Source organism: Pseudomonadota bacterium, from assembly GCA_039028155.1.
Classification (GTDB): domain Bacteria; phylum Pseudomonadota; class Alphaproteobacteria; order SP197; family SP197; genus JANQGO01.
The window spans coordinates 113,822-135,096 of sequence record JBCCIS010000008.1 but is presented as its reverse complement, the minus strand read 5'-3'; the positions used below and the strand labels follow the sequence as shown (position 1 = coordinate 135,096).

The following is a 21,275-nucleotide window of genomic DNA, read 5'->3' as shown; positions in this document are numbered from 1 at the left end:
GCAGAACTCCGGTGCAATGCCGCTGTCCGATCAGCGCTGCCTCAAGAAATGAAATGGTGCCGCTGTCTTTTCCCGCTACAATCACGCCTATCGAACCATGAGAGTTAGACATTTGATTTTTCAGAACTTTTGTAAAGGGGCCAGCCGTTGAAGGTCGTCGTCTTAGCTGGCGGTTTTGGCACCCGCATCTCCGAAGCCAGCGGCACGATGCCGAAACCGCTGATCAACATCGGTGAACAACCGATCCTGTGGCACATCATGAAGATCTATGCCGCGCACGGTCTCAACGAGTTCATCGTTTGCTGCGGCTACAAGGGACATCTGATCAAACAGTACTTCGCGGAGTACTTTGTGCGTAACGCGGATATGACGTTTGACCTGAAGAACAACACCCTGGAGGCCCATTCAGAGCCCGGCGAGGACTGGACCGTCACTTGTGTTCACACCGGCCTGAACACCATGACCGGCGGCCGGCTGAAACGCGTGCGCGATTTTGTCGGCGATGAAACGTTCTGTCTGACCTATGGCGACGGTGTTAGCGATCTCGACATCAACAAGCTGATCAAGTTTCACAAGGACTCGGGCGCATGGGCGACGCTGACCGCGGTCCAGCAGCCCGGCCGTTTTGGCGCCCTGCAGATTCAAAACGAGAAGATCGTCAACTTCCGTGAAAAGCCACACGGCGACGGCGCTTACATCAACGGCGGATTTTTTGTTCTGGAGCCGGAGGTCTTTGATCTTATCGACGGCGACGACACCGTGTGGGAACGCGAACCCATGGAGCATCTCGTCCAACGCGGCAAGCTCGCGGCCTATGTCCATGATGGCTACTGGCAGAACATGGATACGCTGAGAGATAGAAAGGTCCTGGAGGAACAATGGGCTTCAGAGAACCCGCCTTGGCAGGTTTGGGAAGAAAAGACGTCGCATCGTGATTAGGCCGTTCGCTGCCCAATCGTCGGATGCCGCGTAACGCCGTACGCGAAACGGACCCCATCACCCATTCCCACGACCGGAGCCTGAGATGGTTATTGTCGATACGCTGCTAGATGAAAGAGCGCGCGCACATGATCCGCTGAGAGTCGGCGTTATAGGTGCCGGTTCGATGAGCCGTGGTTTCATCAATCAGATTGTCCGTTACATGCCGGGCATGCGCGTCGCGGCGCTGTGCAATCGAACGTTTGCGACCGCCCGCAAAGCGTTGGAAGACGCCGGTGTCGACGCCGCCGACATCATCGAAGCAAACAGCGCCGTGGCCGTCGACCACGCCATCGAGATGGGCAAGACCGCGCTGACCGACAACCTCGACGCCGTCTGCGCCTCCGGTCAGGTCGAGGTGCTCATCGAGGCGACCGGTCACATTGCCTACGGCGCCCAGGTTGTTCTGACGGCGATCGAGAACGGCAAGTCAATGGTGCTGATGAACGCCGAACTGGATGGCTCCATCGGACCGCTACTCAAGAAGCGTGCCGACGACACCGGCGTCATCTTGACTGGCTGCGACGGCGATCAGCCGGGCGTACAGATGAACCTCTATCGCTTCGTTCAGAGCATCGGCCTGCGGCCTCTGGTTTGCGGCAACATCAAGGGCTTGCTGGACCACTATCGCAACCCAACGACGCAGGCGAAGTTCGCCAAGCAGTGGAATCAAACGCCGCATATGGTGACAAGCTTCGCCGACGGCACCAAGATCGCGTTCGAGCAGGCCATTGTCGGCAACGCGACGGGCATGCGCGTTGCCCAACGGGGCATGATTGGCCCGGAGCTGAAAGGCCATGTCGACGAGCTGATCGGCCACTACGACATCGACCGTGTCCGGGAGTTGGGCGGCATAGTCGACTACGTGCTCGGCGCCGAGCCCAGTCCCGGTGTTTACGTTTTCGCCGAAGCCCAAGACGATATGCAACGCCACTATCTGAACTACGCCAAACTTGGCGAGGGGCCGTTGTACAGTTTCTATGTCCCCTACCATCTGATGGTCTTCGAGGTGCCTCTTTCCGCGGCGCGCGTCGCGCTTGCCAACGATGTCATCATCGCCCCACGCGGCGCGCCGGTGGTCGATGTTATCGCCATTGCCAAGCGCGACCTGAAGCGTGGCGAAACGCTCGACGGGCTTGGCGGCTACATGTCCTACGGGCTGTGCGAGAACCACGACATCGTTCGCCGCGACCGGCTCTTACCCTTCGGTCTCGTCGAAGGCGCGGTTCTGACGCGTGATGTCTCACAAGACAGTGCCATCACCTATGACGACGTCACCCTCGACGACAACAGTCTGATGGTCCGGTTGCGCGCCGAACAAGACCGCTTGTTTTCGTCCTGACCGGCTCGCCAGACCAGACAAATCAGTCGTAGGTGACCAGGGGCAATCCCTTGCGTCGCAGGTGGTAGCGCGTCCTGATGAGCTGCCATTGCAGCAACGCAAAGAACGTCTGTTTCGCGTAGGTGTAGGCATCGGCGGCAAGGTGATCTCGACTACCCGGCACATTCTCCAGGTCTTGCATCAGCTCATTGAGCTCATAACCCATCGCGCAGAGCCTATCTTCACCCATCCATCTGAGATAACGCGCTGACCACCGCTTTCTCAGCTTGTTCGTCAGAACGTTCTTCCACTTGTCGAGAGGTTCCGTCGAGAGTTTGTCGTATCGAACGCTGCCCGTGTGGTCGCCGTGCACCCCGTCTAACGAAACACGCGAAAACTCTTGCTGAACAGACTCGTCATAAGGCAATTCAAGGAACTCGAAGACTCTCGGCAAGACAACGCTCGGCCGTTCAGTCAAGTCCTCGAAACGCAGCGCAAACGACGTTCCTTCATGGCTCCGATTGGCCTGAAGAAGATTGTCAAGGCCATTGAAGAGTTCCAGTTTGAACCGCACGATATTGAAGCGATCACGCCCGTATGTCGTGATGAGCGATGAGACAATGGCGAGGGGATTGCGCCACAGAAACAGAAATTTGGCCTCCGGAAACGTCTCCATGATCTCGCTAACGACAAGGCTGTAGATAGGTGTCTTGTCGACAAAGTATCGAGCGCTCGGGCCAGCTGCTTCACGATAGAGCTGCGAGGCAAATGAGTTTATCGCACGACGGTAGGACGCCTCGCCATCCGGCAGCCCGGCGACAAACTCACCAATAGCCGTGCTGCACAGGCGATGACCGTATTCCGACGCTGCGCGTTCGGGCCTGAAGACGTAAAACTGCGGCAGAAGCAACCAGGGTTCCGTCGTTGTCTCGATGCGGTCGTGGGCGGCGAGAATCCGCTGTAGCAACGTCGACCCGCTTCGCGGCAGAGAAAAGATAAAGATTGGTCGAATCTGTTCCAACGATCGAAGGGCCGGTGATCAATGAAGACGTTGAGCGCCTCATAGAGGTGTGCGCGAGAAAGCGAGAGTTGCGTTTCTACAGAACCATCGGGCGACTACTGTTCCAAACATGGCGCCATCAAAACGCCGATCCCATGTTTCAGCCTGCCGCCTCGTTGTGCACACATCATCGGCAGAAGCATGGTCGCATACGGTCACATCGGACCTTAAACTCTACGGTTCATCGCACGGGTGTCAATTCTTAATTGTAGCCGAAGTAAGATGCTACCTCATCGGTTGCTTTCCACACATGCTCCTTGTTGCTGTCAGAAAGCCTGGCAATCGAACGTTCATTGACATCCTTGTCGATGAGCTCGGCAACATTACCAGGCGTGACGTCGACATAGTCGCCGGCGGCAACCTTGACGTCGGTTGTGCGCTCCGCGCCAAACTTTTTGCGCTTCAGCGCGAACCCATCCGGTTGCGGTCTTGTCAGCCCGAGTTTGTCGTAAAGGAAATCGCGTTCGGCAAAGGGATCGCGCACGAGGTTGTCAAAACGACAGACGATCGTACCCGGTGTCTCGGCCAGCCTGATCATCCGCCGCATCACGTCGACATACCAAGCAGTCGCCTGGCCTATATCGAGCCCGTGGCGCAGCAAGCTCTCGCACTGGGCCAACGGATGGCGAACAAGAACGACCTGGCTCGTGCTGGGGAAACTCGTCGCGAGGGTCGGGTTCATGGCAATGTGATGGTCCATGACCTTCAAAACGACCGACGACGCGCCAGGTTTGGCGTCTCGTTCGGTCGCCGGCACGGAAGCGCATGCGCGTTTGTAGAGAAGGCCCGACAGAGGCGCCAATGCAGGGACGTCGGCTTGCGTGGCGCGAACGACACGTCTGAGCGATCGGCCAACAATCTGCCAACGCCCATAAAAGCCATGATGCCACTCGCTTGCTGGCATCAGGACGTCGGGCGAACTGCCGATCATGTTCCAGGCGATGCTTGATCCGCCGCGCCCGAAACAGTTGAGCAGAATGGCACGGTCAACGCGCGCGCGCGGTGCACGCCCGCTGTCGTTAGCGACGGTTTCGGCATGGTCGCCGACGGTCTCATTTTGAGTCACGAAGCCGTCCGCACGATCATTGCGCGCGCGGCTTCCGGAAGACGCCGAACCACTGGCTGTTGAACCCCCACCACAACGACGAGAACGGGCTGAACCGGCATTCCGCCTCCTCAAAATGCATGTTCAACCGATCGCGCGTCTTGCGCCAATCGTAACCCTTGTGATTGAGGTAGAGGTTTCCCGGGTCACGCTCTACAGGCCGCGCAAGGACGCCCCGGATCAACTCCGTCAGCGAATAGCTCCAATCGCTCTTCTTGACGTACTTCGCGTTCAGCGCTTTGGGAACCAGGACGGGTCCGTACATGATTGGAACGCTGACAATGAGGTAACCATCCGGTGCGAGAGACTGCTGGACAAAATCGACAAAGATATCGGTGTCGGCAGGCTCCAGATGTTCCAGCACTTCGAAACATGTGATCACGCCGTACTCACGCCCTTGCGCCTGTTCCAGAGCCGTTAGACGCGTAAAGCCCCGATCACCGTCGGCAGGCGGCTTCATATAGGGCTCCAGCCCATAGAGCTCGGCATCCGATCGCATCTGCGAGAGGTCTCTAAGGAAGCGCCCGTCGCCGGCGCCATAGTCGATAAGCGTCGCGCCCGACGGCAGATTCCCGGAGGCAAGCGATTGCGACAAGCCGAACCGCGAGCCGTGCGCGAACCGCGCCAACGGGTTGACGCTGCGATAGGTCTGCCGCTCATAGGATAGCTGGGTCGTCTGTTTAGTCATTCCCACGGTCCGCCTAGCAGGTCGTCTCGAAACCACATCGCCGGCAACGCCCGGGCTTACCGACTTTGCGGCGCCACGCGCTCCGTTCCAAACACTGTCGACTCAAAAAACCACGCAGGCCGCACAAGATGGGCGACCGGGTCACCATATGGCCGCTTTTGTAGGCAAAAGGTTGTCTTGGGAACCCAAAAACACCCGGCAGAGCGAAAAACCAACAGAAATCGCCGACAGCAACGTCCTCTCGCAGTGTCCTCTCCACACAAGGCCCAGAAATTCTGCATTTCAGGGTGGCGATCTATACCTCTAAATTGGTATGATATCCATAAGGGGTATCAGGGTAGCCTCGCTGAAACGCGGTTTTTTGGCGGTAGTGTTCGCGGTGTTAGAGTGCATAAGAACCAATGTTCGTTATCGGCGATGCGCGCGGTCAATTGGCCGCGCCTGCGGTTCGTCGACGTGATGACAGCGTCAAGTTCATCGGAGTCCAGGCCCTTGCCGGATTTGTCATTGCACCGAACAATTCGACCAAGCGACTGCCTTGACCGACAAATGGGAAACGTTGACTGCAATTGCCCTCTCTACAGCCGCTGATCGGCATCGCGTAGAACGAAAGGATGGGATCGTAAGGCTGGTTCGTAGGGATGGACGGTCGTCCAATAAGTGGAAGAGTTGATGGTTAGTCAGGTTGTCACAAGCGTCGAAACGAAGAGTGAAGAGGATCCGTTCTTCATCCTCTATGACTCACGGTCGGGTTCCACGTTCCTTGCGAACGAGCTGTCGAAGCGATTTCAGGTCGTCATCACGCCTGAGACGAACTTCATTACCGATACGCTTGAGAATTTCGGGTTCATCACGTTCGAGACCGAGGCACAACTCGACTCTCTGGCGATGACCATTACGTCGGACAGAAAGTTCGCCGACCTCAAGGTCACCTACCCGGTCTTGCGGGGCCTGTTGTCCAACCATGCGCCACTAACGCTGGCCGACGCGGTTCGTATCATTCTGGACTACTATCGCGCCCAGCTCGTACCCAGCAACTTCCGCTACGGCATCAAGAACGGTAAGTACGTTCACGATTACCGCGAAATCCTCAGGATGTTCCCGTCGGCCAAGTTTATCGGGCTGATCAGAGACGGCCGCGCCGTGTTTCATTCAAAGAAGAGGGCGATCGCATCGCGCAACGGCAGACCGATGGCCAACGACCCCAAGATCGCAGCCAAACGATGGGTCCAGACAACAACCTTGTTGCGCGAATTGGAGCTCGACCATCGCGGCGTCCTGATTTTGAACTACGAGACGCTCATTCGCGAGACCGAGCGTACGATGGCCGAGGTCGCCGAGTTCCTTGACGTCAAACCGACCCAGCAGTCCGACATGCCGCGCACGTACGAGATTGCCGACAGATACCGGCCTGAGCTGCACAGCAACGTCAACAAGGCGCCCCAGGCCGACCGCATCACCGCGTGGCAAACCAGCCTGACACCCAACGAGATAGACGACTTTGAATCGGTCGCGCGCGATTGCCTGGTTCATGAGGGCTATCAACCTCAGTACCCGGCGCGTTCACCGCTGAACTGGAAGAAGTGGTTCGTCTGACTGACGGGCTTAAGGTCCAGACCTATGTCAGTTTGGCCAGTAGCCTGCGAGCGCCGTACTTTGCCATGCGGCCACTCTCGCGGAAGTAGGCGCGCAAACTCTTCGGCTTGATCTGAGCACGAAACAGCGCGCCAAACCCGCGCACGCGGTTCCAAAAACTAAGGTCTTCCGAGCTTAGATAGCGAATGCATCGCAGAAAATGCGTCCAGTGGCGCATGGTCGGCCATTCCGCGCGGTTCGGGTCGAACCAGTACATGAAGTTGCCGCGACGCATGACTTGTGACGAAAACTGCTCGGGGTGAATGCGAAAGGCAAAGAGCACCTCGGGAACGTCCAAAAACCGGCCTTTCAGCGCGAGCTGCGACAAGAGGCAGCGGTCGCTGCTGGCGAACGCGCCCAGGCGCTCGGTGTCTCTAAGAACCTCGGTCGGAAACACGGCAAAGATCTCCGTGCACCGCGGGTTGCTCAGCCGGCCTGCGAATCGTTTGATCGGATCGTCACTGTTGGTTCCACGGGTCTCATGGGCCTCGACCTCGATGAGCTCGTCATGGGAATCGACAACCGCAACGTGTGATTGGCAGAGAATGGCGTCCGGTTCTTTCAATAGGCGATCAAGGCACTTCTCCAGAAACTCTGGATAGGCATAGTCGTCATGTCCTTGCCACTTGAAGTACTTGCCTTTGGCCTGAAGGTAGGTGAAATCAAAGTTGGCGGAGGCGCCAACGTTCTCGGTCTGCCTGTAGTAGCGGATCTTGTCCGACTTGGCGGCAAACTCACGGCAAATGTCTTCGGTTCCGTCAGTCGAACAATTGTCAGAGACAATCAACTCAAAGTCTTGAAATGTCTGGTCGAGGATAGATTGAATGGACTGGCGAAGATAGTTTTCGCCATTAAAAACCGGCAGGCCAATGCTCACCAATGGCACATCGTTATCGATTTTTTCTTTACCGCCAGCGTCAACCATCGCCCGTGACCTTAAGGTACTCATACAGGAACGGCCTTAACCTTTGAGACAAGTCATAAAACAAGAGAGGAGCTTACGCTCGGCAGGGCCGTCACCATCACTTCGCCCGACATGGCGACCCGCAAAGCTTCGTCCTCAGCGTTCGTGACCTAAGGATTGGTATAGGTCAACATAAGTTCCTGCAATGTCGGCCATCACATGTTCGCCAACGATGGTCAAGCGTGCGGCCTCGCGCATGGTCCGCCAGTGGGCGTCGGACATGCTCGCCGCGGTTCGCAAGCAAGCGGTAAAGGTGGCCTCGTCGTCCCGGTCGAACAGATACCCGTTGTCATCATGGCGGACGATATCGGTGCTGCCGCTGACGGCGCTGGCGATGGGGACCAGGCCAAGGCTCATGGCTTCCAACAGGGCGTTGGACATGCCCTCGTTCTTGGACGGGAGAAGGAAAAAATGGGCCTTCGACAAGACCGGCCTGACATCGTCGAGACGGCCCACCAGTTGGACCCCTTCGACAAGGCCGCTATCGCGCACGAATGACGCCATGGTCTCGAGAAGCGGCCCATCGCCGATGACAATCAGTTGATGGCGGCCGCCTGCTTGGAGAATGTCGGCGAAACACCGCAACATCATCAAAGGCTGCTTTTCATCGACCAGCCGGCCCATGAAGACGAACGTCTTGTCCTCGCCGGCATGACGCGATGAGTCAAACGGAAATTGTTCGATATCGATACCATTGGGAATGCGACGAATGCGGTCAGAGGGCACGCCGATCTGGCGCATCTGATCGACAATTCTGGAGCTTATTGCGACATGTCGGCTGCACCGCTTGATGACTTGCTTGAGCACGAGCGGCCCGTAGCCGCCCGATTTTCTTGTCATGCGCAGATAGTCGAACTGCTCCTCGGCGCTGCCGACTTTCATGATAAAAGGTAATCCTAACCACGCCTGGGCAAGGAGGGCGGGCAAGACATGAAGCTTGCCTTGGTGAACGTGGACGACACCAATCTGTCGGCGGTGTCGACGCAGCCACCCGTAAACCGCGGTGGTCCATTTGACCGTGCTCAGAATGTGCCGTCCGCCGTGGTCGGGTGAATGTCGGGTCGGGAATCGAATAACCCGGACGCCATCGATGACGTCATCTTCGGCATGCTCTTGGGAATGGCTCGCTGTCAGGATGATGACATCACGCCCTCGCTCGACAAGCGATCGAGATAGCCGCAAGCACTGTTGCTCAGCGCCGCCATAGATTTCAGGCGGCATGCCCAAGCTCACCATGACAACGGTCTTGCGACCTGACGCAGCCGCTGCGGAGGCATTCTCAATCATAAAATGCGTTGTCTCCGAAACAGCGCATGACGCGGTGGGTGAACGCGGACGTTCTCGGTCAGATCCGCACACACCCAACGAAGGCACCGTGTATCCGTCATGCGGTATGACATGGCGACCCGACGGTTAAGGACGCGCGGACCTCTCGTGCCGCAATGTGTAGCCGAGCGCCTTTACCGTGTCGATTCCGCGCTCAAGTCCACACGTAATAGCATCAATCTGTTCGGTGGTAAGCGCGTCAATCTGCTGACTGTTCATGTCCGTTAATGCCTGCGCGGCATAGTCTTTGACGCGGACCTCTGCGTTACTTTGCACATCGGACAGCATGGGTATTTTCTTTGCCAGTTCCGCTGTGACGGCACCGGGATCCATCACAAGCTCTTCATAGCGCACGACGCTCAACGCCTTTGGCAACTGTTCGACGAGGTAGGTGCCACGCTGGACCCAGCATTCCCCCAGAAGCCTGAAGTAGTCACGTTCACTGTCGACATGCTGCAGGGCGGTCAACGAGGTTCTTGAGAGCTGCTCTCTACCGTAGCGCCGATGCCAGCTTTCGCAGACTGCATAGGGGTCGCGTACCAAGACAACCGTGTGCGCCGCCATGGGGGCGAGAGCCGCGCGAATACGGTCGATCCGCACCATGTTCGGTGGCGACTTCTCGATGACCAGTTTCGGTGAACCCGTCTTCATCGCGCGCAACCGCCACATCCATCTGGCGCGTACGCGCGACATGGAAAGTCGCAAATCCTCATCCCAGCGATGACGCAGATTGGACATCGACGGGATCAACCACTCGCCTTCACACTGCTCCGTCAACGCGATGGTGGAGTTCGCCGTCATGAGGAGCCGAGCCAGCGCGGTCGACCCACTGTTCGGCATCGTCAGAATGATCAGCCATTCGAAGTCGCTATCGTAACGCAGGCTTCGATCGACAAAAGAGAGGCCTTCAAGCGAAGCACAAAAGGCCTCCTTGGCAACCTGCCGGGCGACGCGACGAAGGTCAGTCATGGCCGGCACGCGCGAACAGCCAACCGAGTCAACGGGCGACAAACCCACGAACCGGGAACAAAACGCACCGATTTGGCCAAGCAGACAGCCGCCCGGACATACCCTGCGATGGTTTGTCGCGGATAGATCGCTCGGTATCTCACGCCGCCTACGGCAACAGCTAATTCTCGCGAGCCTGGGATCATCAAATCTACTTGGAAACAGCCTTAACCTGTCGCCGACGAAACGGCGAGGCGAGGCTATCTTGAGCGCTCTACAAAGTAGTGTGATACCAGGTATTCATGAAGACAAGGGCAAGTGTTGCGAGAATTTAGGTTGTAGATTTGTGTCCTACTAACGTTTGGCGGACGAACATCAGATAGGCATGTGGGATTTCTCAATCTATGGTCGAGTTAACTTAAAAACTATTCTCCTATTACAATGGGTATTCCGAGGCCCGGCGGACACTTGGCGGCAGGCAGCAACCGATAATCAACAGTAGCGGCGCGCACCTCATCACACACTGTCTACCGGCACTGGATTCATCGAAGAAGTGATTGACAACCAGGTCAAACTACCGGCCTTTGTCGCACCGTCCAGGCTGAGTGGCGCTTCCGAGATTTTTCGCGACATTGACGTCACAACAGTGTTTCAGACTGTCGGCGCGGTGGTCTGGATGGATTCGTAGCGCTGATGCCGTTCGATAAACACGCTGGCGCCATTCAGCAACGCACGGACCTCGCGGGATTAAGGTTGAAGAGCACACCAGGCAGCACGTCATCGCAAACCATCGGCTGGATGGCGTGGATCGCAAGTGCCCGGGTCATCATGATGGTGTTCAGCCTCGGCACGGTCGCCGTTCTGGCGCGCCTGCTGACGCCCGAGGACTACGGTGTCTTTGCCGCCGCGATGATCTTTATCGGCATTGCCCGATCCGGCCTCGTTCAAGGCGGATTTCCAATGGCGATTATTCAGCGCCAGGATCTGGTGCCGTTACATGTACGCAACGCCTTCACCGGCGGGCTCTTGATCCACCTGTTAGCGGTTGTCCTCATCTGGTTCGGGTCCGGCATTATCGCGACCTTCTTCCACATGCCGGTGCTGAGCGACGTGCTCAAGGCCATGTGTTTGATCGTTCTGATCAACCCCATCCTTTCTATCTCGATAGCCTTGCTGCGGCGCAGGAAAAAGTTCCGTCTTGTCGCCTTGACCGAAATGGGCTCGTCTCTGTTTGCGACGACCGGCATAGCCATTGCGCTGGCGGTCGCTGGCTATGGCGTCTGGGCCTTGGTCATTGCCAACATCGCCCTGGCCTTCACGCAAACCACCGTGCTGTTCTGGTGCGCCCGCTTCAACCCGATCCCCGCCATCACGTCGCATATGCGCGACCTGTTGGGCGTAAGCCTGGGTTTCAGTCTTGCCGGCGCGCTGGCGGTTCTGTCCGACAACGCGGCAAAGTTCATCGTCGGCCGCGTGTTGGGCGCGGATGCTCTGGGTATCTTCAGCCGCGCCAACCGTGTCGTCGACTTCCCGCTCATCCTGTTGGGCTCGACGAACGTGCTGTTCCCTGTCATGTCCGACATGAACAACGACAGGGCACGCATGGCACGGGGCTATCTGCGCGCCGTCGCCCTTTGTTCGCTGGCCGCCGCGCCGCTGATGGTGGTGGTCTGCCACGGCGCTGAGGGTTTGGTGTTGCTGCTGCTGGGCGAGCGATGGACACCGGCCATCGTCCCGACGGCCATTCTGTCACTGACCATGATCTTTGGCCTCAATCTAAGGGTCGCCAACGTTGTCTTCATGGCCTTGGGCAGAGCCAAGGAAGTCGTCACCCGCCAAGCAGCCTTCGCGACCGTCATCATTGTCGGGTGTCTCATTGGCAGCGATTACGGTGTCATCGGAATCAGTGTCGCCGTCGTCTTTACCTATGCCTCGTGCTGCCTTCTTTGCATGCACCTCTCGAACCGGCTTCTTCATGTCAGGTGGCTGGACATTGGAAAAGCTGTTCTTCCGGCAATTCTGCTCTCAGCGCCCATTCTGGTGGCCCTCACAATCGGTGAGCATTTCGTCTGGAGCGGCGTTCAAAAGAACCTGCAGTTTCCGCTCGAGGCCATCACCGGTGGCCTTGTGGGCTACGGCGTCTGCCTTTTGAAGCCGTCATGGTTCCTGGGCCCGAACGGGGTCTGGTTGCTGTCGGAGTTCCGACGCAGGGCGCCATCGCCGCTGCGCCGTCTGATACCCGACCTCCACATCTAGCGCGAACTCGCACGGTCAGGTCGTCTTGCGCTCAGGCCCGGCGTCGCGCTGTTCGGACGCCACCTCTTGCCGGTTGCCGGACGCAACACCCCTGAGCTTTCGCAGCAGCGGCCGGAACATCCTGACCCGTCGCTCCGGCACGACCTTCATCCCCTGCAGCATCAAAAATCCTATGGGATCGCGCAGGGTGTAGTACTGCCGGAACTGAGACCGGTCGAAATCGCCCTTGCGCCACGACAGGACGGCATAACGGAAGACCTCGAAGTTATGCAGCTTCTGAAGCAGCTTCCGCCTTTCCCCGCTGGAACTGGCTTGAAGCTTGTCCAGCGAATAACACATGCAATGCGCCCGGTTCTGGCTGGCCTGCCGGGTCACCATATTGATGGCGTCGCGATAGTAGATCGACGTCACCTTGGCGATGGCGAGCGCCTCGGTCGCCGCGCAGGTGCGAAGCCACAAATCCTTGTCGCCACCGCGCTCGCAACGTCCCTCCGGGAAACCGCCGACGTCCAACAAGACACTCCGCTTGATTGCCGTGCCCGACGTGTGAACCGGGCTATCCTCAAATGCGAGCCACAGGCGGAGGAAGTCATCGAAATCCAGATGCGTGGTCTCGCACACGGGCATCCGGGTGACGGTGTCCGCCATGGCGTCATCGTCGCTGCTGGAACGCACGAGATTACCGACGAAGGCGCAGCCGACCGTGTCAGGGGCCGTCTCCAATGTCGCGTCGAGTGTGGCCAGGTGATCGGGTTTCCACGCATCGTCCGCATCCAGGAACGCGATCCACGCTGACGTCGCCTCCTTGATGCCAAGATTGCGTGCTGCATATCCGCCGGGTCCGGGTGTGTCGCGCTCCAGCATTCGGACCTTGTCGCCAGCCATCTCGGCGATGATCTCGATCGACCGGTCGGTCGAGGCATCGTCGATCACCAAGATTTCTCGGGGCGGACATGATTGGTTAAGGACCGATGCGATCGCCCGGGCGACATGGGGCTCTTTGTTGTAGACCGGTATGACGACGGAAAACTCGATCATGCGTGGCCTTGCCTGACGCCAGAATAGACGGATGCGCGATCCCGACGGGCAGACAAACTACCTAGCCGACCGAGGGGGTCAAATGAAAACGATCGCTGCTAAATCGATGCTTTTGATGATAAATTGCCGTCATGGACGATAACACAGCTAGCCGGTCCGCCATCGATCGCCGTGGCCTCTTCCGACGGATGGCGCGATGACCTGGCTGGCCGTTATTGCCCTACTCAGTCTGTTCAGCGGTATCGAGGAACGGGTCGGCGGTATCACGCTTCGGCCGTTCGATTTCGTCGCGGCATTGATGACCGCCCTTCTGGTCTACAAGGTCCTCGCGCGCGCGAACATACGCTTACCGACCGGCTACCTGCTGCTGCTCCCATTCGTTTTTGTGCACGTGTTCTCGGCCCTCATGGTGGGCCAGTCGAACGGCATTCGTGAAGGACTTCAGGCTTGTGTCTTGATGGCTTTTCTTTTGGCCCTTTGCAACGCCGACGATCCAGCACCCAGGGGTGCGAAGTGGTGGGTGCTGTTTTGCGCTACATGGGCCATTCTGGCCTTCAACGTCGGCTGGCACGTCAACGAAGGCCACTACTCCGGCTGGAAGCGGCTGGACGAACTGAAGCACACGTTCTCGGTCGCCACGCTGCTGACCATGGTCTGGATCGCGATGCGCAACTTCCGGCCGAACTTCTTGCAGTTGGCGTTGTTCGGCTTGTTGGGCGGATTGATCCTGATATCGGGAGAACGCAAGGCGCTCATTGTCTACGTCCTGTCGCTACTGCTGATCCTGATCGGCATGCGATCAAGCAAGGCTGTTGTGGCGTTGGTGGCGCCAATCATCTGCGTTGTGGCTGCTTCTGTCTTCTTTGTTGACGATTACGTGCTGCGACAGCTCAGCAGCTTTGCATTCGAAACCGGTTATACGCAGGCCGGTGCGCCGGTGTCGTTCAGCAACGAACAGCGTATCTTCGCCTTCAAGGCGGGCATGGAACTGTTCTCGCAGCATCCCGTGTTCGGTGTCGGTACCAACCGCTACCAGATGCTGGTCAACAGGTTGTTTTCCTATTACCCGCCCTTCTTGCGGACATCTATCCATGGCGAGTTCTTCCGTATCATGGTCGAGAATGGCCTGGTCGGCCTTTCAGCCTACCTGCTGATCTGGATCGCCGCGATCCACCGAACGCTTCGCTTCGTGCGCTATATGAAGCTGACCGGTGAGATGGACGCACCGGCGCGCAAGGCCTATCTGTTCTCCTTCGTCATCTTTTACATCACGGCGCTGATCATCTGCGGCTTGGAAGCTTCGGGCACGGAGGCGTTTCTCTTTATGGCGTTGGTCTCCCTCTGGCCGGACTTCTCACGGATTACAATGCGTCGACAACGCAGCCAAGCACGCCAGACCGGGATGATGGCGCTGAGCCGGGTGTGATGGCCGGAGCCGACAGCGCCGCCGCGGCCGACACCAGCGTCATTCTGACCTGCTATAACGAACGGGAGAAAATCGTCGAGGCAGTCAGAAGCGTCCTCGCACAGACAGCCTTTGAGCGGATTCGCGAGATCGTTGTCGTCGACGATGGTTCGACGGACAATTCCGCCGACCTGATCGAAGCACTGGCCGCGACCGAACCCAAATTGAGCCTCATTCGCGCCCAGAACGGCGGCGTGTCGTCGGCGCGCAACAAGGCTCTGGCGAAGGTATCTGGAGACCACATCGCTTTTCTCGACGGCGACGACATATGGCTGCCCGACAAGCTTGAGGTCCAGTTGCCATATCTCGACCGACACCCGGTTGTCGGATTGATCTATTCAGACTTCTATGAGTTCGACGATGGCGCACCCGACGAGTTGGATCGCGTCCATACGTTGAGCTATCAGGCTGACGATAACGATCTCCTCGTCGACTACTACCTGCGCGATGCGCCGGTAATGCCGTCCACCATGATCGTCCGAAAGGCCGTTTTTGACGATGTCGGTGGGTTCAATGAGACATTGCCCGTGAACGAAGACACGGAGATATGCCTGCGCATCGCCGAGAAGTACAGGTTCCACCACATTCCACAGGCGCTGGTGAAGAAACGGCGGCACGCCGGGTCGCTGTCCAGCCAACAAGACCGCCTGTGGCCCTATAACATTCGCCTGACAGACGAGTTTGCCGAGCGCAACCCGACGCTCAAGCCATTGGCGCACAAACGCCTGTCGCTGAGGGCCGCGAAGGTCGGCTGGGGCATGATCCAGGTCGGCGATCGTAAGGCGGCGATGAAGTTTCTGTTGCGGTCTCTGCGCCATGATCCCCGCCAAATCCGCGCCTATGCCTATGTCGGACTGGCTTGCGTCCCCCGCATGGTGGCCGTTCGCGCCCATCGTCTGATCCGATCCATGCGTGCTGTGGACCAGGCGGATACGCCGTAGTAGAGGTGCACGAACGTTGCAGCCGATATCCGATGCATTGAGCGGACTATAGAGGCACGACAAGCGTTTTTCGGTCAGGTCGCTGGCCCCTTGGGGAACATTCATGCGTGTGCTCTACGTCATCAACGGCTTCAACCAAGGCGGCGCTGAGCACGGCCTCCTGACCTTGTTGGAAAACGGATTTTTCGAGGGCCATGACCTTCGTGTCCTCGCGTTGTGCCGTGGCCACGGCGGCTTGGCCGAGACGGTCGGCAAGGCCGCCGGCGCCGGACGGCTGAGGCTGGCGCATGATTCTGAAGCCCTGACCATGGGTTCGATGCTCAAAGGCGCCTTTGCGCTCGCCGGCGAGATGCGCCGACACCGGCCAGACCTGGTCGTCCTGTCACTGAAGCAAGCCAATATCGTCGGTCGGTTTGTCCTGTGTTTCTTTCCGAAAGCACGCTGCGTCTCGTTCGAACACATCATGCGCTACCGCTCGCGTCGCCTTCAGTGGGTCTATCAGTACCTGCTGTGGCTGCTGTCGTTTCGCGTCGGCGAGGTCTGGGGCGACTGCCGCGACACGATCGACGAGACCAAGCGCTACTTCATGCCGATCAGACAGCGCAGATCACAGGTCGTCCCCCTGTTCTGCGTCCAGGAAGGCACCCAGTCGAAATCCGACTACGGTCTTGCCCAACCCCTGCGGATGGCCGTTGCCGGACGGCTGTCGCCGGTCAAGAACATCGACAAGCTGATTGGCGCGGTTCGCCGGTTGATCGACAGTGGGACACCTGTTGTGCTGGACGTTTTCGGCGACGGGCCGGAGTACGCCAACCTGGAAAAAACGATCAAAGACCTGGGTCTCGACGACAGCGTGACGCTGCTTGGTTTTCGCCAGGCGTGGTTCACCGACGGCCCGTCCTACGACATCTATGTCAATGCCAGCGACACGGAAGGTTTCTGCATCGTCGTCGCCGAGGCCATGGCGGTCGGCCTGCCCGTCATCACGACCGATGTCGGCGGCATCCGTGACTACGGTCGTGATGGCGTCAACATGATGAAGTTCGCCGTGCCTGATGAGGCATCCATTGTCGAACACGTCGAGGCGTTGACGAAGGATGAGGCATTGCGCCGCAAGATCGGAACACAGGCGGCAACAGACATGGCTGAGAACTATTCGGCCGCCGCACTCAGAACGGCCGGCTCGCGGGTTCTGGAGGCGTTACCGGGCACGGCTGATACCGGGACGTGAATGCGTGTTGTCAGGGACCGAGATAGCGATCGTAGGCCCCGTCGATCGCAACCACCATGCGCTCGGCGTCCCAGGGGCTGAAGTCCTGGGCCCGCCCGGCATCGCCAAGGCGCTTGCGCAGATCCGGGTCCCTCAAGAGCGTGATCAGCGGATCCGTCATGCTGTCCAGGCTCTCAGTCGGCACCATGAAGCCGGTCTCTCCTTCGCGCACGACCCTCTCCAGGCCAGGCAGGTGCGCGGCGACGACCGGTCGCCCGATCATGACATACTGAACGACCACCCGTGGCAGCCCTTCGCGATGGGCGGCGTGGACGCAGACATCAGTCAGCGCGATGACCTCGGGCAAGTTGTCGATGAACCCAAGCCGGTGACACGACGCCTCTAGCCCCAGTTCGGTGATTGTCTGATCAATCTCCTCGCCCAACGGGCCGTCGCCGGCTATCAGCAAATGCGCCTCAGGCACGGCTTCCTTGACGGCCTTGAAGACCGGCAAAAACTCCTTCGCACGTTTGCGCCGCTCAAGGGCGCCGGAAATCAGAATGAAAAGAGGTTCGTCATCGTCAATGGTGACGCCGCCATGGATCACCGCTTGCCAGCTTGCCGGCCGTTCCACCGACCTGAACCGCGCGACATCCATGCCGCTCTCGATCACCACATGGTTTGACTTGGTCCCCACGCCATGCTCCAGGCACGAGCGGTGCATGCCCTCGCTGACGTGAATGAAGAGTTTCGTCCAACGCGCGGTCAGGCGCTCGACGAACAGGTAGACCAGCAACTCGACCCGTCCGACATTGAGGAAGGGCAGGATGTGCACCGTGTGGACGACGGCGCAACCGCGCACGAAGAGTGCGGCGATGCGCCCGACGATGCCGGCCTTGCTGGTGTGGGTGTGGACGACATCGGGCTTCAAGCGCCGGAACAGTGATACCAGGCGGATGAGCGCGGCGAAATCGTTAAACGGTGAGATGTTGCGGACCAGCGACGGGACAACGATGACGTTGACGGCCGGATCGACTGTCGCGAGCGTCGCCTCGTCATAAGACCGGCCGATGATGAGATAAGTGGGATTGCCGCTGCGTGCCTGATGATTGCAGGTCAGGATCGTGTTTTCCTCGGCACCGCCCGTAATCAGACGCGTTATGGCGTGGACGATACGACGGCCGGTCACCCTCAGATCTCTCCCGGGATCCGCGATGACATGGGCGCCGCGTCTCGCTTCAAGGCAGTGCGGGATGACGACACGGAAAAAAGCTGTTGTGGAGTTGCGGCGTCAAGAGATCAGTAACGGCCGTAGTAGTAGGCCTCAGCCTTAGCGCCGTAGCCGGCCTGCTTCTTCCTGTTGACGCGGGTCAGCACGATGCCGGCCAGGTCGGCGCCGGAGGCCAGAATCTTCTGCAAGCCGCGCTTCGCCACCTTGCGCGGCGTGTTTTCCCAGCGCACCAGGAAGATCGTCTTGTCGGCCATGTTGGTCAGCAGCTGGCCATCGGAGACCGGCATGATCGCCGGCGTATCGATGATGACGATGTCATAGGCCTTGCGCATCTGCTCAAAGATCGCCTTGGCCTTCTTTGACTGCAGGAGGTCTTGCGGATTGGGCACTTCCGATCCCGCACGCAGGATATGCAGGCCCGACGCACTTTCCGGCCGCACCGCCTCCAGGAGCGGCACGTCATGGGCAATCGCGTCCGACAGGCCCGGCGAGCGCGACAACCCGACGGCCCGATGGACGCGCGGCTTCCGCAGGTCCCCGTCGATCAGGAGAACGGTCCGTTTACCCATCGACATCAGGCGTGCGAGCGCGACAGCAACAGAGGTCTTGCCTTCACCGGGCAGCGTCGAGGCCACGGCAATGAGCTTTGGCGGGTTGTCCACGTTGGACAGAATCAACGATGTCGACAGGCTGCGCACAGCCTCCGCGAAACCGGATATCTGGTTCTTCAGAACCGAGTTTTCGGGATCGGTCTTGAAGACGCCCGACATCGTCGGAACCTCGCTAAGTCCCCTTTGGCCGAGAATCCGTTCAACGTCTTCGATGGTGCGGAACCCGGTGTTCAGCAGTTCAATAAAAACCACGACGCCGATGGCGATCATGAACGAGAAGACGAAGGCGCCGGCCAACAAAAGCTTCTTCTTCGGCCATGATGGCCTGCCCGGCGGCACCGCTGTTGAGATGACGCGGGCATCCGGCTCTTGGATCTGCTCTTGCTCGGCGACTTCCTTGAATCGCGCCAGCATGGTGTCGTAGAGCAAGCGCATTGCTTCGGCCTGGCGCTCCAACTCCAACCTGCCGACATCCGCCGACTGCTCGGTGTTGAACTGGTCCTGCAGTTCGTTGACCGACTGGCGCACGCTGGCTTCGCGGGCTGCGGCAATCTCAACCTCGTTCTCCAGGTTCTGCAGGACCTTTCCGACCTCTTCGTCGATTGTCCTGACCAGATCCTCGATCTCGGCCTTGGTGTTGATGATCTCCGGATGAAGGTCGCCGTAGCGCGTCGACAACTCGGCGAGTTCGCGCCTGGCCTCCGCCTCACGACCCCGCAAACCTTGAATCAGGCTGCTCTCAAGAACCGCGCCGACGGACGACGGACCGGAGCGCTCGACAAGTTGACGCATCTGCTGCAACTGGGCCTGAGCCGCGACCCGGTCGGCGCGCGCCTCCATCAATTGGCTGTTGGCGTCGGTCAACTGTTGTTCGATAAGGCTCTGGCGCTCCGACCCGCCAAGGCCGTGTTCCAACTGGTAGGCGGTCAGCGCGTTGTCCGCGGCGATGACGTCCTGGCGGAGTGTCTCCAACCGCTGGCTCAGCCAGGCATTGGCTTGGGCTGTCGCTTCAAACTTCGCCTCAAGCTGATCGAGGATGTAGAGCTCGGCCGTCGTGTTGGCGATGAGCGCCGCTTTGTTCCGGTCCTCAGACTCAAACGTGATGGCGATGACATAGGTGAAACTGACCGCTTCGACGGTCAGGCGGCTGAGATAGCGGTTGATCACCGTCCTTCGTAAACGCTCGTCTCGTTCTTCCGGCGTTTCTGCTGTCGCCTCCGGTTCGGGCGCCATGCCCAGGCGCTCCAGTAGAGAATCGGGCAGCCAATTCTGCGGCTTCAGCCTTTCCAATAGAGATGGTTCATAAGGCACCAGAGCCGGGTTGAACTCCGGATCGTTCATCAAGGCCAGTTCATCGATGACCCGCGACGCCAGAGAGCGCGACTGCAGAATCTCGACCTGGGAGCCGATGGCAGGCTGCTCTAGCGAGGGTCCTTCAACGACGGAGTCGAACTCGACGACGCGGCTTCCCTGGCCTTCGATCAGCACCTCGGCAACCGCCGAGTACTTTGGCGTCATACCCTCGACGATAAAGTAGGCGCCGATCGTGCCGACGAGGACAATCAAGGCGATCGTGAATTTGTGGCGGCGCAGCGCGCCCCACCAGGCGCGCAGATCCGTCGAGCTTTCGGCTTCCAACTCACTGTCGGAAACCGGCCATTCGCCGTCACGCAGGCGCCTTACATCCATCCCAACCGTCATCGATCAAGCACATCGTAGGAGGCAAACCCGATACCAGGCGAACAAGGCACCATGAGGGCAAGCGGCATGCGCACCGCAGGACCTGACTGGCAGTTGCCAAGCGAGTTACGATGTCCGTTCGCCAATAATGCGATCACTCGGCTCAACAGTCTGCCCAATCTCTCTTTTTCGACCATTCGACTTAGCGGCCGATGACACTCGCTTATAGTTCACCAGACCGACATGAGTCCAAGACCCAAACGGTTAGAAGAAACGCTCTTCCACCGTTAGAACGTCGCCTGGCAACACGGGCGTGTCGATAGCAACCGACACTTCCGCCGTGGCGCCTTCTCGCTTCAACAAAACGCTGCCCTCGCTGGCTCGATATGTGAATCCGCCAGCCAGAGCCACCGCATTTAATACCGTCATACCATTAACGAACGGATAACTGCCGGGTGAGTTGACCTCGCCCAGAATGTAAAATGGACGATAGTTCAGCACCTCGATGCTGACGCTGGGCGACTTCAGGTAACCCTGTAAGAACAACTCCTCCGCGGCGTCCTCGACCTCCGGGATCGTGCGACCCTGGGCTGCCACCTCGCCGATAAGCGGCAGGTTTACGGTTCCCGCCGGTCCGACATCAAACTCGCCCGAAAGATCGATCTCGTTGTAAACGGTCACGCGCAGCCGATCGCCCACGCCCAGCTTGTAGATCCGATCGTCGAAAACCTGGACGTCGTCCTGGGCGAAGGCAATCTGCCCGGGAACAACCAAAAGTGGAATCAATAGCAGCGCGACCAAAACGCTCAGGGCGCGGC

17 protein-coding genes are annotated in these 21,275 nt (G+C 58.8%); 7 read left to right on the top strand and 10 right to left on the bottom strand.

The window, feature by feature from the left end; genetic code table 11:
- Positions 1-147 precede the first annotated feature (147 nt).
- A complete protein-coding gene (rfbF, locus tag AAF563_06670) occupies positions 148-939 on the top strand; it encodes a glucose-1-phosphate cytidylyltransferase (protein MEM7120939.1) in 792 nt (263 codons plus the stop codon).
- An 85-nt stretch (positions 940-1,024) separates the two neighbouring features.
- Positions 1,025-2,320, top strand: a complete 1,296-nt coding sequence (locus AAF563_06665; protein ID MEM7120938.1) for an SAF domain-containing protein — start codon at positions 1,025-1,027, stop codon at positions 2,318-2,320.
- Positions 2,321-2,342: 22 nt separating this feature from the next.
- On the opposite strand, the gene AAF563_06660 is transcribed toward AAF563_06665, so the two are convergent.
- The 3 genes from AAF563_06660 to AAF563_06650 all read right to left on the bottom strand — a co-directional run bounded on the left by AAF563_06660 (position 2,343) and on the right by AAF563_06650 (position 5,152).
- On the bottom strand, positions 2,343-3,320 hold the full coding sequence (locus AAF563_06660) for a sulfotransferase (protein MEM7120937.1): 978 nt from the start codon (positions 3,318-3,320) through the stop codon (positions 2,343-2,345).
- Between the two features lie 241 nt (positions 3,321-3,561).
- Positions 3,562-4,425, bottom strand: coding sequence for a sulfotransferase (locus tag AAF563_06655; GenBank protein MEM7120936.1), 864 nt, complete (start codon positions 4,423-4,425; stop codon positions 3,562-3,564).
- A 16-nt stretch (positions 4,426-4,441) separates the two neighbouring features.
- Positions 4,442-5,152 (bottom strand): class I SAM-dependent methyltransferase, encoded by a 711-nt coding sequence (locus AAF563_06650; protein MEM7120935.1) that lies wholly within the window; start codon positions 5,150-5,152, stop codon positions 4,442-4,444.
- Between the two features lie 672 nt (positions 5,153-5,824).
- Between AAF563_06650 and AAF563_06645 the strand changes: the two genes are divergently transcribed.
- Positions 5,825-6,748: a sulfotransferase gene (locus tag AAF563_06645; protein ID MEM7120934.1), complete on the top strand. Its 924-nt coding sequence runs from the start codon at positions 5,825-5,827 to the stop codon at positions 6,746-6,748.
- Positions 6,749-6,770: 22 nt separating this feature from the next.
- Here the strand turns inward: AAF563_06645 and AAF563_06640 are convergent, their stop codons facing one another.
- The 3 genes from AAF563_06640 to AAF563_06630 form a co-directional block, all read right to left on the bottom strand.
- The gene (locus AAF563_06640) at positions 6,771-7,712 is read right to left on the bottom strand and encodes a glycosyltransferase family 2 protein (GenBank protein MEM7120933.1); all 942 of its coding nucleotides are present in this window, start codon (positions 7,710-7,712) and stop codon (positions 6,771-6,773) included.
- A gap of 135 nt (positions 7,713-7,847) precedes the next feature.
- Positions 7,848-8,972: a glycosyltransferase gene (locus AAF563_06635; protein ID MEM7120932.1), complete on the bottom strand. Its 1,125-nt coding sequence runs from the start codon at positions 8,970-8,972 to the stop codon at positions 7,848-7,850.
- 192 nt (positions 8,973-9,164) lie between these two features.
- A complete protein-coding gene (locus tag AAF563_06630; protein ID MEM7120931.1) occupies positions 9,165-10,046 on the bottom strand; it encodes a sulfotransferase in 882 nt (293 codons plus the stop codon).
- A 672-nt stretch (positions 10,047-10,718) separates the two neighbouring features.
- Between AAF563_06630 and AAF563_06625 the strand changes: the two genes are divergently transcribed.
- Positions 10,719-12,281, top strand: a complete 1,563-nt coding sequence (locus tag AAF563_06625) for a lipopolysaccharide biosynthesis protein (protein ID MEM7120930.1) — start codon at positions 10,719-10,721, stop codon at positions 12,279-12,281.
- Between the two features lie 15 nt (positions 12,282-12,296).
- Here the strand turns inward: AAF563_06625 and AAF563_06620 are convergent, their stop codons facing one another.
- Positions 12,297-13,319, bottom strand: coding sequence for a glycosyltransferase family A protein (locus AAF563_06620; GenBank protein MEM7120929.1), 1,023 nt, complete (start codon positions 13,317-13,319; stop codon positions 12,297-12,299).
- Positions 13,320-13,515: 196 nt separating this feature from the next.
- Between AAF563_06620 and AAF563_06615 the strand changes: the two genes are divergently transcribed.
- From AAF563_06615 to AAF563_06605, 3 genes are all read left to right on the top strand, one after another.
- Positions 13,516-14,745, top strand: coding sequence for an O-antigen ligase family protein (locus tag AAF563_06615; GenBank protein ID MEM7120928.1), 1,230 nt, complete (start codon positions 13,516-13,518; stop codon positions 14,743-14,745).
- Positions 14,745-15,725, top strand: a complete 981-nt coding sequence (locus tag AAF563_06610) for a glycosyltransferase family 2 protein (GenBank protein MEM7120927.1) — start codon at positions 14,745-14,747, stop codon at positions 15,723-15,725. Before AAF563_06615 ends, AAF563_06610 begins: the two co-directional genes overlap by 1 nt.
- A gap of 103 nt (positions 15,726-15,828) precedes the next feature.
- Complete coding sequence (locus AAF563_06605) at positions 15,829-16,956, top strand: glycosyltransferase (protein MEM7120926.1); 1,128 nt, start codon at positions 15,829-15,831, stop codon at positions 16,954-16,956.
- Positions 16,957-16,966: 10 nt separating this feature from the next.
- Here the strand turns inward: AAF563_06605 and AAF563_06600 are convergent, their stop codons facing one another.
- From AAF563_06600 to AAF563_06590, 3 genes are all read right to left on the bottom strand, one after another.
- Positions 16,967-18,124 (bottom strand): glycosyltransferase family 4 protein, encoded by a 1,158-nt coding sequence (locus AAF563_06600; GenBank protein ID MEM7120925.1) that lies wholly within the window; start codon positions 18,122-18,124, stop codon positions 16,967-16,969.
- A 110-nt stretch (positions 18,125-18,234) separates the two neighbouring features.
- Positions 18,235-20,466 (bottom strand): polysaccharide biosynthesis tyrosine autokinase, encoded by a 2,232-nt coding sequence (locus tag AAF563_06595; protein MEM7120924.1) that lies wholly within the window; start codon positions 20,464-20,466, stop codon positions 18,235-18,237.
- A gap of 255 nt (positions 20,467-20,721) precedes the next feature.
- A complete protein-coding gene (locus AAF563_06590) occupies positions 20,722-21,258 on the bottom strand; it encodes a polysaccharide biosynthesis/export family protein (GenBank protein MEM7120923.1) in 537 nt (178 codons plus the stop codon).
- Positions 21,259-21,275: the final 17 nt, after the last annotated feature.

What these genes read in the sequence shown, in the direction of transcription:
- AAF563_06620 (MEM7120929.1), bottom strand. Translation starts at nt 13,319, where the DNA reads ATGATCGAGTTTTCCGTCGTCATACCGGTCTACAACAAAGAGCCCCAT.
- AAF563_06665 (MEM7120938.1), top strand. Translation starts at nt 1,025, where the DNA reads ATGGTTATTGTCGATACGCTGCTAGATGAAAGAGCGCGCGCACATGAT.
- AAF563_06630 (MEM7120931.1), bottom strand. Translation starts at nt 10,046, where the DNA reads ATGACTGACCTTCGTCGCGTCGCCCGGCAGGTTGCCAAGGAGGCCTTT.
- AAF563_06640 (MEM7120933.1), bottom strand. Translation starts at nt 7,712, where the DNA reads ATGGTTGACGCTGGCGGTAAAGAAAAAATCGATAACGATGTGCCATTG.
- AAF563_06595 (MEM7120924.1), bottom strand. Translation starts at nt 20,466, where the DNA reads ATGGATGTAAGGCGCCTGCGTGACGGCGAATGGCCGGTTTCCGACAGT.
- AAF563_06605 (MEM7120926.1), top strand. Translation starts at nt 15,829, where the DNA reads ATGCGTGTGCTCTACGTCATCAACGGCTTCAACCAAGGCGGCGCTGAG.
- AAF563_06645 (MEM7120934.1), top strand. Translation starts at nt 5,825, where the DNA reads ATGGTTAGTCAGGTTGTCACAAGCGTCGAAACGAAGAGTGAAGAGGAT.
- AAF563_06610 (MEM7120927.1), top strand. Translation starts at nt 14,745, where the DNA reads ATGGCCGGAGCCGACAGCGCCGCCGCGGCCGACACCAGCGTCATTCTG.
- AAF563_06635 (MEM7120932.1), bottom strand. Translation starts at nt 8,972, where the DNA reads ATGCCGCCTGAAATCTATGGCGGCGCTGAGCAACAGTGCTTGCGGCTA.
- AAF563_06650 (MEM7120935.1), bottom strand. Translation starts at nt 5,152, where the DNA reads ATGACTAAACAGACGACCCAGCTATCCTATGAGCGGCAGACCTATCGC.
- AAF563_06615 (MEM7120928.1), top strand. Translation starts at nt 13,516, where the DNA reads ATGACCTGGCTGGCCGTTATTGCCCTACTCAGTCTGTTCAGCGGTATC.
- AAF563_06625 (MEM7120930.1), top strand. Translation starts at nt 10,719, where the DNA reads ATGCCGTTCGATAAACACGCTGGCGCCATTCAGCAACGCACGGACCTC.